Consider the following 13,646-nt stretch of genomic DNA (forward strand, 5'->3'; position numbering starts at 1 on the left):
TTATGATTGAGTTTTTGCGTTTCCCGGTGAAGCTGACATTTGCGCTGGTTGCGGCGCTGATGATTGGCTTTCACTTTAATCTGGAAACGCCGCGTTGGGCGGTGATGACCGCCGGCATTGTTGCTGGTGGTACCGCCTTTGCTGCGGGGGGCGATCCCTATTCTGGCGCACTGCGCTATCGCGGCATTCTGCGCATCATTGGTACGTTTATTGGCTGTATTGCCGCCCTCACCATCATGATCGCCACGGTGCGTGCGCCGGTGGTGATGCTGCTGCTGTGCTGTTTATGGGCGGGCATGTGCGTCTGGCTCTCCTCGCTGATCAAAGTCGAGAACTCCTACGCGCTAGGTTTGGCTGGTTACACTGCGCTGATCATCGTGGTCACCGCCGATGCCAGCGGTGGCTTAACGCTGGCACCGCAATATGCCGTTGAACGTTGCAGTGAAATCGTCATTGGCATTCTGTGTGCGATTCTTGCGGATATGTTGTTTTCGCCGCGCTCGATCAAAAAAGTGATTGATGCTGAAGTCGATTCGCTGCTGGTGGCGCATTACAAACTGCTGCAATTGTGTGTCGCCCACGCGGATAAAGACGAGGTGGATCGCACCTGGAGCGCGCTGGTACGTCGCACCACGGCACTCAACGGCATGCGTAGCCAATTGCTGATGGAATCTTCGCGCTGGAAAAATACCAGCCGCCGGTTACAGATGCTGAATACGCTGTCGCTGACGTTAATTACGCAAGCCGCTGAAACCTTCCTGATTCAAAACGCTCGTCCGGATTATATTCCGACGCAGTATCGCCTGCTGATTGAGAAAGACGTCCATAACGTCGATGACGTGCATAAGCGTATGAAGGTGATGCGTCGTTTGATCAGCGTCAGCAACAAAAATGTGCCGATGACGGTGGCAAGTTGGGTCGGCGCAGCAACAGAGTATCTGCTGCTGATTAATGGTGTACGCAGTAACAGCCGCATTACCACGCTGGAAGAGAGTATCCTGCAGCGCGAAGTGGTGATTCAGGCGCGTTCGGCGGAAACCCATCATGCGATGATCAACGGCGTGCGTACCTTTGTGGCGACCGCGCTCGGCTCCCTGTTTTGGCTCTATACCGGCTGGACTTCGGGCAGTGGCTGTATGGTTATGCTGGCCGTCATCACCGCGCTGGCGATGCGTATGCCGAATCCGTTGATGATGGCGAAAGACTTCTTCTACGGTATGGCCTTCGCCGTACCACTCGGCATGCTCTACTTCATCTATATCCTGCCAGCTACCCAGCAAAGCGCGTTGTTGTTGTGTATCGCGATTGGCGCACTCGGGTTTATCGGCGGTATCTTCGTGCAACGACGCCAGATTGGTACGTTAGGTGCGTTGATTGGCACCATCAACGTGCTGGTGCTGGATAATCCGATGAAGTTTGAGTTCAACGTCTTCCTCGATAATGCGTTGGGCCAGTGGATCGGCAGCTTTGTGGCGATGATGGTGATTCTGCTGATTCGCGATAAATCCAAAGCACGTACCGGCCGTAAATTGTTGAATCGCTTTATGTATGCGGCTGTGGCGGCCTTGACTACTAATCAGGCGCGCCGTCGCGAGAATCATCTGCCCGCGCTCTATCAGCAGCTGTTCCTGCTGCTCAATCTGTTCCCCGGCGATATCGACAAATACCGCATCGCGCTGACGCTGATTATCGGTCATCAGCGACTGCGTAATGCTGAAGTGCCGGTTAACGCGGAGCTTTCGGCTTATCACCGTCAGTTGCGATACACCGCCGATCGCGTGATTTCAGCCACCAGCGATGACAAGCGGCGCTACTACTTTGAGCGTTTGTTGAAGGAACTGGAGATTTATCAGGAAAAGCTCCATCACTATTCGGCACCGGAGAGCGTTACCGAACCGGTGAAACGGCTCTCGTTGATGCTGGATAAATACCAAAACACCCTCATCCAAATCTGAAATCGGCCGCTGCACGTTGCAGCGGCCTTTTTGATCCCACGCTGACACAAAACCCGATGATATTGGCATCTATACTTTCCTGACAGGATGCAAACTAGCAGGAGAAGAATAATGTCCACCTCTCTACAACAACACGCGCTGTTCAAAACCGGCTATTTCGCTGCGGGCCAGTGGCACAACGCCAGTGCCACCTTTGACGTCACTAATCCGGCAATCGGCGAAGTGCTGGCAAAAGTCGCACGCGCGGGTAAGGCGGAAACCGAGCAGGCCATCGCTGCCGCTCAGCAGGCTTTTCCGGCATGGCGTGATAAAACCGCGAAACAGCGCGCAGAGATTCTTAATCGCTGGTATCAACTAATCATTGAGAACAAAAGCTGGCTCGGGCAACTGATGACCGCCGAGCAGGGCAAACCCCTGAAAGAAGCCGAAGGCGAAGTCGAGTACGCCGCCAGCTTTATTCAATGGTTTGCCGAGCAAGCTAAACGTGCCAACGGCGAAATCATCCCGCCAGCGAAACCCGGATCACGCATTTTGGCAACACGTGAACCGATTGGTGTGGTGGCGGCTATCACGCCGTGGAATTTCCCGATGGCGATGCTGACACGCAAGCTTGGCCCGGCGCTGGCAGCAGGCTGCACCGGCATCATCAAACCGGCCAATAACACTCCGCTGTGTGCCTTTGCGTTAGTCGCACTGGCGCAGGAAGCCGGTGTGCCCGACGGCGTATTGAATGCGGTGGCGGGCGATACTCATGCCATCAGCGACGCCATTATGTCGAGCCCGGCTGTACGTAAAATCTCGTTCACCGGTTCAACCGCCGTGGGCAAAACGCTGATGCGCAATGCCGCGGACACCATGAAGAAAGTCTCGATGGAGCTGGGTGGCAATGCGCCTTATATCGTGTTTGAGGATGCGGATATTGAGGCGGCGGTACAGGGCGCAATAGCCAACAAATTCCGCAATGCGGGCCAGGTCTGTGTCAGCGTTAACCGCTTTTATGTACACAACGCGGTCTACGATCGTTTCGTCAATCAACTGGCCGATGCCGTGGGCAAGCTGAAAGTGGGTAATGGCGTAGAGGAAGGCGTGATAGTCGGCCCGCTGATCGAGCAGTCGGCGCTGGAAAAAGTAGAAGAGCACGTTAAGGATGCGCTGAGCAAAGGCGGTAAGTTGCTGATTGGCGGCGAGCGTCATCTGCTGGGAGGCAACTTCTGGCAGCCGACGGTGATTGCCGAGGCGCATGAGGGGATGAAGCTGGCCCAGGAAGAGACCTTTGGTCCGGTCGCCGCCTGCTTCCGCTTTGATGATGAAGCCGATGTCATTCAGCGCGCCAATAACACGGAATACGGATTAGCCGCCTATTTCTATACGCAAAATCTGCAACGGGTGTTCCGCGTCTCGGCGGCGCTGGAGGCCGGGATGATTGGCATTAATGAGTGCGCCGTATCCACTGAACTGGCACCGTTTGGCGGTGTAAAAGAGTCCGGTTTGGGACGTGAAGGATCGGTGCTGGGAATGGAAGAGTACCTGGAAGTGAAAGCGCTGCATATTGGTGGGCTTGCCTGACGGGCGGCCCTGCCTGCAAGAGGGAATCACGATGAGAACCGAGCGTTTTGATTTTGACGAAATCGTCGATCAAGCCCATTTCTATCGCCAGTTCAGCGATCGTTTTGCGCTGGCGGATCTGGCCATCAGCGATCTTGACGATCTCTGGGATGCGATACTTGGGGAGCAGTTGCCGCTTCCGCTGGAAATTGAGTTTGTGAATCTGGGGACAGGGCAGAAACGCCGGTATGGCGCATTAATCCTGCTGTTTGATGAAGCAGAAGAGGAGCTGGAAGGCCAGCTCCGCTTTAATGTGAAGTGACAAGCCGAAAAAGGGCCCCGGCGAGCGGGGCCAAAGGGTTCGTCAGAATTGACGAGGAATTATTTATACAGCTCGGCGGTCACGTGATAGCTGTCGCCGGTTTTCACTTCAATCACTTTATAAGCACTGGCACCTTGTGCATCGGCTTTCTGAGAAAGCTCAGAACGGTAATCCATTGGCGAACCGCCGGTACCGCTGATGGTGATAGTGCTGCCGGTAGGTTGCAGATTTTGCGCCTGCTCATCCGTTACCAGTTGGGCTGCTGATGCACCAAAGGCAAACAAGGAAAGAAGGCTGGCGGCTGCGATGGTTGCTTTGATTTTCATGATTTTTTCTCCTCGTTGTAATCAACAACCTGCGGCAAAAGGTGGGTGAGGCGGGTCGTCGATCAATTGTCTGGCGCCGTTCAGGCGCCCGACGTTCGATGTAGTCTTATTTGTACAGTTCTGCAGTCACGTGGAAGGTGTCGCCACGATTATTCTCAATGATGCGGTAATGGCTGGCACCCTGAGCATCGGCTTTCTGCGACAGTTCCTGACGGACGTTGGTCTGATCACCGTCAACACCGCTTACGCTGATGGTCTGATTCAACGGTTGCAGTTGCTCGGCTTGTTCGTTAGAAACCAGGCTGGCAGCACTGGCACCGAAGGACAATACGGAAGCCAGACCTACGATGGCGATAGCTAATTTGGTTTTCATGATTCACTCTCCTGAAATGGGGTTTGGCAACCTGAGAGGCAAATGCGTCTCAAACGGGTCGCCGTTCACACTGCGTCTTGTTCAGCAAACTTATTTATAAAGTTCAGCGGTGGCGTGATAGCTGTCGCCGGTATTCGCTTCGATCACACGGTAGGCTTTAACACCTTCCTGATCGGCTTTTGCATTCAGCTGCTCATGGATATCCATCGGAGAACCGCCCACGCCGCTCACACTAATGGTGCCGGCAGGTTGCAGATTCGCTGCCTGTTGGGCATTGATAGAATCTGCTGCAAAAGCACCAAATGACAGGGCAGATAGAACACTCAGGGTTGCGATAGTAGTTTTAACGTTCATGGTATTTTTCCTCGTCTTCTGTTTTTATCTTTTTCTTTCGTGTGATTTGCATCACGAAAACAAGTATAGATCTAATCACCCATGAAATTAATGTCTGGCTAATAATGTTTGGTTGTTATTCTTTATCCTTATGGCACCTTTTTAGAACTGGAAGTTATTAAAGCCGGTTGATTCTTAACCATTGGCTGTTATTTATTCGTAAAAACAATGATCTGCATCAAATTATCTTTTCGTGCGAAAGATCATGGTCGATCCCGCTGACTGATACGCCATAAGAAGCTATAACCACTGAGCATAATATGTAAAGCAGTGTAAAATAGTGCGAATGGTTAAGAAGGGGAAAAGGTCGTACCAATATTTCGTCGGATGCAGAACCGGCAGCTATATCGATAACTTATTATTAAAAAAGGATTTTGTAACAAGCGTGGCGGGTAACGGATCATCAGGAAGGATGTTACCGGCAGATGATCTGCCGGTTAAGACCAGGGTTTTATAGTTCCTGTTCGAATAAAACCAGCACGGCATCGTGCAGCTGTTTTACGGAGAAACTACGCGCAGGGGTAATAAAGATGGTGTCATCCCCCGCGATAGTACCGAGAATGCCTTCCGCTTTACCGAGTGAATCCAGCAGGCGTGCAATCAGCTGCGCAGCACCCGGGCTGGTGTGAATCACCACTAAGGCATCGTTGTAATCGATATCCAGCACCAGATTCTTCAATGGGCTGGTGGTGGTCGGCACGCCAAGTTCGGCTGGCAAACAATAAACCATTTCCATTTTGGCATTACGGGTGCGCACGGCACCAAACTTTGTCAGCATACGAGAAACTTTTGACTGGTTGATGTTCTCGAAGCCGTCTTCCTGCAGCGCCTGTACGATTTCGCCCTGAGAGCTGAATTTTTCTTCTTTTAATAACGCTTTGAACGCTTTGATCAAGTCGTCTTGTTTTGATGGGTTTCGCATAAGCTACCAATAAAAGAGGGGTGCAGCAGGCAACAGGCCAGCAGCAGATAAATTATTATGCATTTAGATGAATTTTTATGCAATAAGCGTAGTGAGCGAATCGCGCTAATCAACTGCGGACAGGCATCATAGCAGAGTTTTGTGTTGCGCCAAAATCGCGGGCTGACGCGCAAAGCGAAGGTTGCAATGTTGTTATAGTATTGAAGTGGTAACAACTATATCGATGATCATTGCCGTCCATTGTCTTCTGGCTGCGATTGTATCATTCAGGCGACTTCTGAAGTGGAGATGTCTCGGGAGCCGATTGCGGCGTCATGTTATTGCGCGACAGGTTTGTCGCTATCGCCTGAGAAGTTGATTAAACTCGTAACCTGATGGATTTTCGGCATATCTCTGCCCCACCTTCATAAGGAGTTCAGGATGAAAGTTGCCGTTCTCGGTGCAGCCGGTGGTATTGGCCAGGCGCTCGCACTGCTGCTCAAAACTCAATTACCCGCAGGTTCCGCTCTCTCACTTTATGATATCGCCCCGGTCACGCCCGGGGTGGCGGTTGATCTCAGCCATATTCCTACCTCTGTGAAGGTGGAAGGGTTTAGTGGCGAAGACGCGACACCTGCGCTGCAGGGAGCCGATATTGTGCTGATTTCTGCGGGTGTGGCACGTAAACCCGGCATGGATCGCGCCGACCTGTTTAACGTTAACGCGGGCATTGTACGTAACCTGATCGAGCAGGTTGCCAGCACCGCGCCGAAAGCGCTGATTGGCGTGATCACTAATCCGGTTAACACCACGGTGGCCATTGCGGCTGAAGTGCTGAAGAAAGCCGGCGTGTATGACAAGAACCGTCTGTTTGGTGTCTCAACCCTCGACATTATCCGCGCCAACACCTTCGTTGCAGCCTTGAAAGGCAAGCAGCCCACCGAGATCGAGGTCCCGGTGGTGGGGGGGCACTCAGGCGTGACAATTTTGCCGCTGCTGTCGCAGGTTAAAGGCATCAGCTTCAGCGAACAGGAAGTGGCTGACCTTACTAAGCGTATTCAAAACGCCGGCACCGAAGTGGTGGAAGCGAAAGCCGGCGGTGGATCGGCGACCTTGTCCATGGGGCAGGCTGCTGCGCGCTTTGGTCTCTCACTGGTGCGTGCGCTGCATGGCGAAGCCAATGTAGTCGAATGCGCTTATGTTGAGGGAGATGGCGAATATGCGCGCTTCTTCTCACAACCGCTGCTGATCGGCAAGAACGGTATCGTGGAACGTCGCCCATTGGGTCCTTTGAGTGCGTTTGAACAGCAAGCGCTCAGCGGCATGCTGGATACGCTGAAGAAAGATATCGCGCAGGGCGAAGAGTTTGTGAAGTAACGCTCAGCAGAAAAAACAGCGCCCGGTGATTGCCGGGCGTTGTCATTTATAAGCCGCCAGATTTAAAGGTCTGGCTGGACGGTGAGCCATTGCTGGCCGACGTTTTACGTCCCAGCGTTTCCATACGCACCTGGAATGGTGGGAACGGCATCTCAATACCGTGCTCTTCAAAGCCGCGCAGAATCAACTGATGCAACTCATGACGCAGTGGCATGCGGTGGCCCATCTCAGCTGCGTGCACACGCAATTCAAACAGCTGAATGCCTTGCTGTAAATCCACCAGGAACACATCCGGTGCGGGCATATCCAGCACGTAGGTACAGCGCTCGGCCGCCTGCTTGAGAATGTTGGTGACTTCATCACTGTTGACGTGTGCCGGAGCCGGGATGGTCAGCACCACGCGCGTGACAGAATCCGACAACGACCAGTTAACGAACTGCTCAGTGATAAAGGCCTTGTTAGGCACGATGATCTCTTTACGGTCCCAATCGGTAATCGTGGTGGCGCGGGTATTGATGCGGGTAATGCTGCCGGTCAGATCGCGAATGGTGACGGTATCGCCGATGCGAATTGGCTTTTCGAACAAGATAATCAGACCAGAAATAAAGTTGGCGAAGATCTCCTGCATACCAAAGCCCAATCCCAGACCTAACGCCGCCACCAGCCACTGCAGTTTTGCCCACTCAACGCCAATGATCGAGAAGCCGACTAATCCGCCAATCAGCATCAGCACGTATTTGGTCAGGGTAGTGATGGCATAACCGGTGCCAGGTGACAGGCTGATGTGTTGCAGCAACGCCAGTTCCAGCAGGGCAGGCATGTTACGCACCAGCTGAGTGGTGATAATGAACACCAGGATGGCAATCAGCACCGCGCCCAGCGTAATCGGCTGCACGCTCTCCACGCCCTGCACCGTGGTGCTGGCATCCCACAGTGGGATATTGTCGAGGAAACTAAAGGCCGAGTGAATTTCTGACCACAGCACAATCACCGATACCAGCGCAATCAACGTAAGAATAGAGCGCACCAGACGCAACGACTGTGCACTGATCTCATCCAGATCCAGGCTCGGTTCATCGATCTCAATCGTATCGGCGTTGGCGGGAGTCTGTTGCTCTTTCTCTTCTTCACTGCGCGCGCGGTTCGCCAGCATATCGGCACGGCGTTGGCGGGCGCGATCAAAGGCGATGCGACGGCGTTGGATCAGCATCCAGCGGCGGATAATGTGGTAAATAACCAACAGGAAGAACCAAATGCCTACCGAGGTTTCCAGGCGCGCCAGCAGTGCCTGTGCGGTCGCCAGATAGCCGATGCAGGAAGCCAATTCCGCTACCAGCGGGATGGCAATCATCAGGTTCCACAGAATACGGTTAACGAAGTTGTCGCCGTTGCCCTCTTTATCCAGATACAGCGGAATGCCTGCACGTTTGAGGCTGACGGTGACAATACTTAACGCACCGCAAATCAAAATGAAGCACAGGCGACCGAGCGTGCCGGAGAACTGTGGATCGTCGAGATTGGCAAAGGCAATCAGCAGCATGATCAGCGGCACAATCAGGCCAACCGTCAGCGAGTAGTAACGCATAGCACGCGCTACCCGCGCCTGCGGCCAGCGGAAGTGCACCACAAATAGCCCATCATGACGCGCAAAAGCAGCACTGATCATAAAGGCCCACAGCAGCGGCAGCGTGGCAGTGATGCCATCTCCAATCGCAACGGCAAACGGATAAGGCCAGGCATGCTGCAAACCAAAGCCCAGCGCGGCCCACAATACCGGCAGCGGCACGGCGACCAGAATCGACCAGAACACGGTGCGCAACGTCAGGCTAAAGCGGTCCTGAGTCACTTTGCCCACTTTGCTGGCGGAACGCGCCATAAAGGCATTGTAATGACGGCGCGAGCTGATGCTAAAGCCCACTAACAGCACTGCGCAGATGATTGGCATCACGGTTTCTTTGCTGGTAAACATCATCGCCAGCGCTTTACCGAGTTGCCCTAAGGTATCCAGCGACAGCAGGCGGGTTAAGTCACGCGCCACGTCAATCGGATACTTCAGGTCGATGGCGCTGACATCCGCCGTCCAGAACAGATAACGGTGGGTGGCTTCCTTCACTTCACCCAGGGCGTCCTGCAACTGCGTGTTCGACACCTTCAGCTTGGTGATTTCCAGAATCAGTGTATCGCAGCCGGAGATCAGTGAATTGAGCAGCTCGCGCTGGGTTTTCAACTGGGCATCAAGAATACGGGTTTGCTCGCTGGTGAACGGCGTGCCGTCATCCTGCTTCTCTTTGCGCAGATCCTTTTGCCGCTCCAGCAAATCTTCATAATGCAGCCGTTGCACACGCAGTTGGCCCATCTCACTGTCTATCTGCTGCGACTTCGGCATATCCGGCAATCGGGCGACTTGCGCACGTAAGGCTTCACCCAGCAGATTTGAAGCGCCCAGCCATTGTGATTGTTCGCGCAGCGTGCTGAGCGCCTGACGCACCTGCAGCGTCTGATTGGTGGCCAGCCGTTGCTGCGAAGCGACCAAATCCATACGTTGGGCTTGCGCATTCAGGTCGGCTGATAGTTCACGGTTGACGCGGAATTGATCGCTGATCGAAGCCGGTAAATCGCCACTGTTTTCCGCCAGCTGTTCAGTGCGTTCGAGCGCCAGTTCCGCTTCTCGCTGACGCTGATTATTCAGCTGATTGCGCAACGATTGCAGATAGTTATCCAGCTGCGTCACTTTACGCTGATGCACTTCCGCCCGCATACGCGCCAGCTCCTGGCGATTATTGGCGGAGAGCTGTGCCAGTTCTAACTCATCCACACGGGCTTTATTGGCGGCATTCTCGGCCAGGCGGGCATAAATCTGCGCCTGAGCCAGCGGCGTAGCGGCCGCAGAAAAGCCCTGAGCACGGCGATCGCTTTCGGTCATCGCCCGGCGTGCGTCAGTCTGCTGCTGCGGTAACTGTGACAGTGAGTCGCTGATTTCACGTGCGCGGTCCTGCTCTTGCTGCGCCTGGCGTCCTTCTTCCAGCAGCTGGCTGCTGATTTGCAGGATTTCCTGATCCAGCTCGGCGCTGCTCATGTTGGTGCGCACCGTTTTACTGCTGTCGGTCAGCGTAGCAATCTGCTGACGCAGTTCACGTGCCAGCCGTGGGAAATCATCAATCACCTGCTGATACTGTTTGGCACGCTCCAGCGATTCATCGCGCTCAGAGAGGAAATTGATCGCCGCTTCAATCGCCTGAACTTGCTCGGCTTGAGCGGGAGAGGCTTTGGCGGATTTGGCCGCATCCAATTCCTGCTTCAGTTGACTCGCAGGAGGAACGGTGGCTGCCAATACAGAACTGCTGAGCACCAGGCTCAGCAGTAGAGAGAGAAGAACGCGCACGGGAGAGGTTCCGGTTATTCAGCGAGCGGGGCGCTGTCGCCGGGCTGCGGCAGGGCAATCGCCAGCGGTTGGCCAAGGCGGGTTTTGCTCTCGGCTTCGAGACTTTCCGCCAGCTTGACGCGGCCCGGTGCGAACAGGTTAATCACCGTCGAACCGAGTTTGAAACGTCCCATTTCCTGACCTTTCAGCAGCACAACGGCCCCGTCATGATCCGCTGAAGGATAACGCCAGCGTTTAATCACCCCTTCACGTGGTGGCGTAATGGTGCCCGCCCACACGGTTTCGATGCTGCCCACAATGGTTGCCCCTACCAGGATCTGCACCATCGGGCCATGATCGGTATCGAAGACGCAGATCACACGCTCATTGCGTGCAAACAGGTTCGGGATGTTACGTGCTGTCAGTGGGTTCACAGAATAGAGATCGCCCGGCACATAAATCATTTCACGCAGTATGCCGTTACACGGCATGTGCACACGGTGGTAATCGCGCGGGGCAAGATAGGTGGTGATGAACTCACCATCGACGAACTTTTCTGCCAGATCGTCGTTACCGGCCAGCAAGGCCTGCAACGAATAGTAATGGCCTTTCGCCTGGAAGATCTGATCGCCTTCAATGCGGCCTAGCTGGCTCACCGCGCCATCAGCTGGCAGCGCCAGCAGGGTCGCATCGGGATCAATCGGGCGCGCACCCTCTTTTAGCGGGCGCACGAAGAAGTCATTGAAGGTGCGATAGCTACCAGTATGGGGTTTGCTGGCTTCGGCCATATCCACTTTGTAGTACCAGACAAACATGTCGATGACCGCTTTGGTCAGCCAGCCACCGCGACGACTGGCGCCCCAGCCGGCAAGTTCGGTCAGCCCTTTTTTAGGCAGAATATGATTCAGGCCGAGTTTAAAACGATCAAACACCGTTGCCTCCTGGCTTAATTACGCTTGGTTTACACAAAAGGGGGCGGATTGTAGCAGCGCCCCGGTCAGTTGGCGAATGTGCCGTTGTACCCGTTAATCTTCGCTGGCGGAAAAGTTTTTACGCGTTTTTACCTGCGCCATACTCTCCAGAATCCGGTGGTAGTTATCGAAGCGCGAGATGTTGATTGTTCCTTCCTCTACCGCTTCGCGAATGGCACAGCCGGGATCGGTATCATGCTTGCAGTCGCGGAAACGGCAACCGCCGATAAACTCACGAAATTCGACAAATCCACGGGTGATTTGTTCCGGCTCCAGATGCCATAAACCGAATTCACGTACACCTGGAGAATCTATCACGTCGCCGCCGTGCGGGAAGTGATACAGGCGTGAGGCGGTGGTGGTGTGTTGGCCCAGACCGGAGTTATCAGACACATCGTTGGTCAGAATCTCATCGCCCGCCAATTCCAGTCCCAACAGGTTGTTCAGCAAACTGGATTTACCCACACCAGATTGACCCGCAAAAATACTCACGCGATCGGTTAAGGCCTGTTCCAGCTCCGCCAGGCCATCTTTGGCACGGCTGGATACCATCAACACGCGATAGCCAATTTTGCGATAGATATCCATCTGCTCATCGACAAACGCGCGGGCTTCCGCGTCGAGCAGATCGGTTTTGTTCAGGACCAGCAGTGGCTCAACGCCCAGGGTTTCACTGGCCACCAGATAACGATCGATGATATTGAGCGACAGCTCCGGCAGGATCGCCGACACAATGATGATCTGATCGATGTTGGCCGCGATCGGTTTGACGCCATCATAGAAATCCGGACGCGTCAGCACCGTTTTACGTTCGTGAACTGCTTCCACAATGCCTTTACCGCCGCCAATCGCCGCACGCCACAGCACACGGTCACCGGTGACCAGTGAGCGAATGGTGCGACGGATATTGCAGCGATGCACTTCGCCCACGCCATCTTCCACATCTGCGTGCATGCCGAAACGGCTGATCACCACGCCTTCGCTCGCTTCTCCAAACAGGTTGTCATCCGGTTCCGGCTTTTCATTCCGTTGCTGCAGACGACGCTGATGGTTAGCGCTTACGCGACGTTGTTGACCCTTCGACAGTTTATTTTTGCTCACGCATCCTCTCACGGCTTTCGCCAGGCTTCGCCCCGCTGGGCAAAACGTCTATGATACACCTGAAACGAGTGTAATGACGACTTTGGCAACAGGCGGGAAACGCATGACAGCTGGAAATGAAAATAATCTGATTTGGATCGACCTGGAAATGACCGGATTGGATCCGGAGCAGGATCGCATTATTGAGATCGCCACGATCGTCACCGATGCCAACCTGAATATCCTGGCAGAAGGCCCGGTGTTTGCGGTGCATCAGTCTGATGAGCAATTGGCATTGATGGATGAGTGGAATGTGCGTACGCACACCAACAGTGGTCTGGTAGAACGTGTGAAAGCCAGCCAATACGACGACCGTGCTGCAGAGCTGGCGACCATCGAATTTCTCAAGCAGTGGGTTCCGGCTAACACTTCTCCGATTTGCGGCAATAGCATCGGCCAGGATCGCCGCTTCCTGTTCAAATACATGCCGGAGCTGGAAGCCTACTTCCACTACCGTTATCTGGATGTCAGCACGCTGAAAGAACTGGCGCGTCGCTGGAAACCCGATATCCTGCCGGGCTTCAAAAAAGCGGGCAGTCACCAGGCGCTGGATGATATCCGCGAGTCCGTTGCCGAGTTGGCCTACTACCGCGAACACTTCTTGCAGCTTTAATCGCCTAAGGGTGCGCAGGAAATCATCAGGTTGCTGATTAAATCAGCAAACGCACTGAAAGCGCAAAATTTTGCTTTTAGACTCTTGCGACTGAAAGGATTTCTCGTATAATGCGCACCCCGTACCGGTGAAGAATTTATTACGGTGCGCAGCAGTAACACGAAGTTCCAGAATCAAGTATTTCGGTTTGCGGCAAGGCAGCAACTGAACGAATCACAGAGAGCTTACGTCAGTAAGTGACCTGTGTGAGTGAAGGAAGCTAACGCGGCAGCAAATTGAAAGACGAAGATTATGCGGGAATAGCTCAGTTGGTAGAGCACGACCTTGCCAAGGTCGGGGTCGCGAGTTCGAGTCTCGTTTCCCGCTCCA

Annotated in this window: 12 protein-coding genes and 1 tRNA gene; 6 read left to right on the plus strand and 7 right to left on the minus strand. The window is 54.0% G+C overall.

Annotated elements, in window-relative coordinates:
• Window positions 1-2 precede the first annotated feature (2 nt).
• The 3 genes from aaeB (at window position 3) to JK231_RS24325 (ending at window position 3,822) form a co-directional block, all read left to right on the plus strand.
• Entirely contained in the window at window positions 3-1,955 is a 1,953-nt protein-coding gene (gene aaeB / locus JK231_RS24315) for a p-hydroxybenzoic acid efflux pump subunit AaeB (RefSeq protein ID WP_097119478.1), read from the plus strand.
• Window positions 1,956-2,066: 111 nt separating this feature from the next.
• Window positions 2,067-3,521, plus strand: a complete 1,455-nt coding sequence (locus tag JK231_RS24320; RefSeq protein WP_211729821.1) for an NAD-dependent succinate-semialdehyde dehydrogenase — start codon at window positions 2,067-2,069, stop codon at window positions 3,519-3,521.
• Window positions 3,522-3,552: 31 nt separating this feature from the next.
• On the plus strand, window positions 3,553-3,822 hold the full coding sequence (locus JK231_RS24325) for a hypothetical protein (RefSeq protein WP_034831139.1): 270 nt from the start codon (window positions 3,553-3,555) through the stop codon (window positions 3,820-3,822).
• Window positions 3,823-3,881: 59 nt separating this feature from the next.
• Here the strand turns inward: JK231_RS24325 and yhcN (JK231_RS24330) are convergent, their stop codons facing one another.
• From yhcN (JK231_RS24330) to argR, 4 genes are all read right to left on the minus strand, one after another.
• Entirely contained in the window at window positions 3,882-4,148 is a 267-nt protein-coding gene (gene yhcN, locus JK231_RS24330) for a peroxide/acid stress response protein YhcN (protein ID WP_211729822.1), read from the minus strand.
• Between the two features lie 106 nt (window positions 4,149-4,254).
• A complete protein-coding gene (locus JK231_RS24335) occupies window positions 4,255-4,521 on the minus strand; it encodes a YdgH/BhsA/McbA-like domain containing protein (protein ID WP_034831135.1) in 267 nt (88 codons plus the stop codon).
• A 90-nt stretch (window positions 4,522-4,611) separates the two neighbouring features.
• A complete protein-coding gene (gene yhcN, locus JK231_RS24340; RefSeq protein ID WP_211729823.1) occupies window positions 4,612-4,875 on the minus strand; it encodes a peroxide/acid stress response protein YhcN in 264 nt (87 codons plus the stop codon).
• Window positions 4,876-5,365: 490 nt separating this feature from the next.
• Window positions 5,366-5,836 carry a transcriptional regulator ArgR gene (argR, locus tag JK231_RS24345; RefSeq protein WP_034831131.1) on the minus strand — a complete coding sequence of 157 codons (471 nt, stop codon included), beginning with the start codon at window positions 5,834-5,836 and terminating at the stop codon, window positions 5,366-5,368.
• A 420-nt stretch (window positions 5,837-6,256) separates the two neighbouring features.
• On the opposite strand from argR, the gene mdh reads away from it, so the two are divergent.
• Entirely contained in the window at window positions 6,257-7,192 is a 936-nt protein-coding gene (gene mdh, locus JK231_RS24350; RefSeq protein ID WP_097119481.1) for a malate dehydrogenase, read from the plus strand.
• Between the two features lie 46 nt (window positions 7,193-7,238).
• Here the strand turns inward: mdh and mscM are convergent, their stop codons facing one another.
• The 3 genes from mscM to rsgA all read right to left on the minus strand — a co-directional run bounded on the left by mscM (window position 7,239) and on the right by rsgA (window position 12,625).
• On the minus strand, window positions 7,239-10,574 hold the full coding sequence (gene mscM / locus JK231_RS24355; protein WP_211729824.1) for a miniconductance mechanosensitive channel MscM: 3,336 nt from the start codon (window positions 10,572-10,574) through the stop codon (window positions 7,239-7,241).
• A gap of 14 nt (window positions 10,575-10,588) precedes the next feature.
• A complete protein-coding gene (asd, locus tag JK231_RS24360; protein ID WP_034829399.1) occupies window positions 10,589-11,485 on the minus strand; it encodes an archaetidylserine decarboxylase in 897 nt (298 codons plus the stop codon).
• Between the two features lie 93 nt (window positions 11,486-11,578).
• The gene (gene rsgA, locus JK231_RS24365; RefSeq protein WP_034829385.1) at window positions 11,579-12,625 is read right to left on the minus strand and encodes a small ribosomal subunit biogenesis GTPase RsgA; all 1,047 of its coding nucleotides are present in this window, start codon (window positions 12,623-12,625) and stop codon (window positions 11,579-11,581) included.
• A 103-nt stretch (window positions 12,626-12,728) separates the two neighbouring features.
• Here rsgA and orn point away from each other — a divergent pair, with 103 nt between their 5' ends.
• Together orn and JK231_RS24375 are read left to right on the plus strand one after the other, a co-directional pair.
• On the plus strand, window positions 12,729-13,277 hold the full coding sequence (orn, locus tag JK231_RS24370) for an oligoribonuclease (protein WP_034829381.1): 549 nt from the start codon (window positions 12,729-12,731) through the stop codon (window positions 13,275-13,277).
• 293 nt (window positions 13,278-13,570) lie between these two features.
• Window positions 13,571-13,646, plus strand: a tRNA-Gly gene (locus tag JK231_RS24375).

Source organism: Pantoea sp. JGM49 (genome assembly GCF_018257655.1).
Taxonomy (GTDB): domain Bacteria; phylum Pseudomonadota; class Gammaproteobacteria; order Enterobacterales; family Enterobacteriaceae; genus Pantoea; species Pantoea communis.

Coding starts and splice junctions, on each gene's coding strand:
- aaeB (WP_097119478.1), top strand. CDS start 3: ATGATTGAGTTTTTGCGTTTCCCGGTGAAGCTGACATTTGCGCTGGTT.
- JK231_RS24335 (WP_034831135.1), bottom strand. CDS start 4,521: ATGAAAACCAAATTAGCTATCGCCATCGTAGGTCTGGCTTCCGTATTG.
- orn (WP_034829381.1), top strand. CDS start 12,729: ATGACAGCTGGAAATGAAAATAATCTGATTTGGATCGACCTGGAAATG.
- argR (WP_034831131.1), bottom strand. CDS start 5,836: ATGCGAAACCCATCAAAACAAGACGACTTGATCAAAGCGTTCAAAGCG.
- JK231_RS24320 (WP_211729821.1), top strand. CDS start 2,067: ATGTCCACCTCTCTACAACAACACGCGCTGTTCAAAACCGGCTATTTC.
- yhcN (WP_211729822.1), bottom strand. CDS start 4,148: ATGAAAATCAAAGCAACCATCGCAGCCGCCAGCCTTCTTTCCTTGTTT.
- mdh (WP_097119481.1), top strand. CDS start 6,257: ATGAAAGTTGCCGTTCTCGGTGCAGCCGGTGGTATTGGCCAGGCGCTC.
- JK231_RS24325 (WP_034831139.1), top strand. CDS start 3,553: ATGAGAACCGAGCGTTTTGATTTTGACGAAATCGTCGATCAAGCCCAT.
- yhcN (WP_211729823.1), bottom strand. CDS start 4,875: ATGAACGTTAAAACTACTATCGCAACCCTGAGTGTTCTATCTGCCCTG.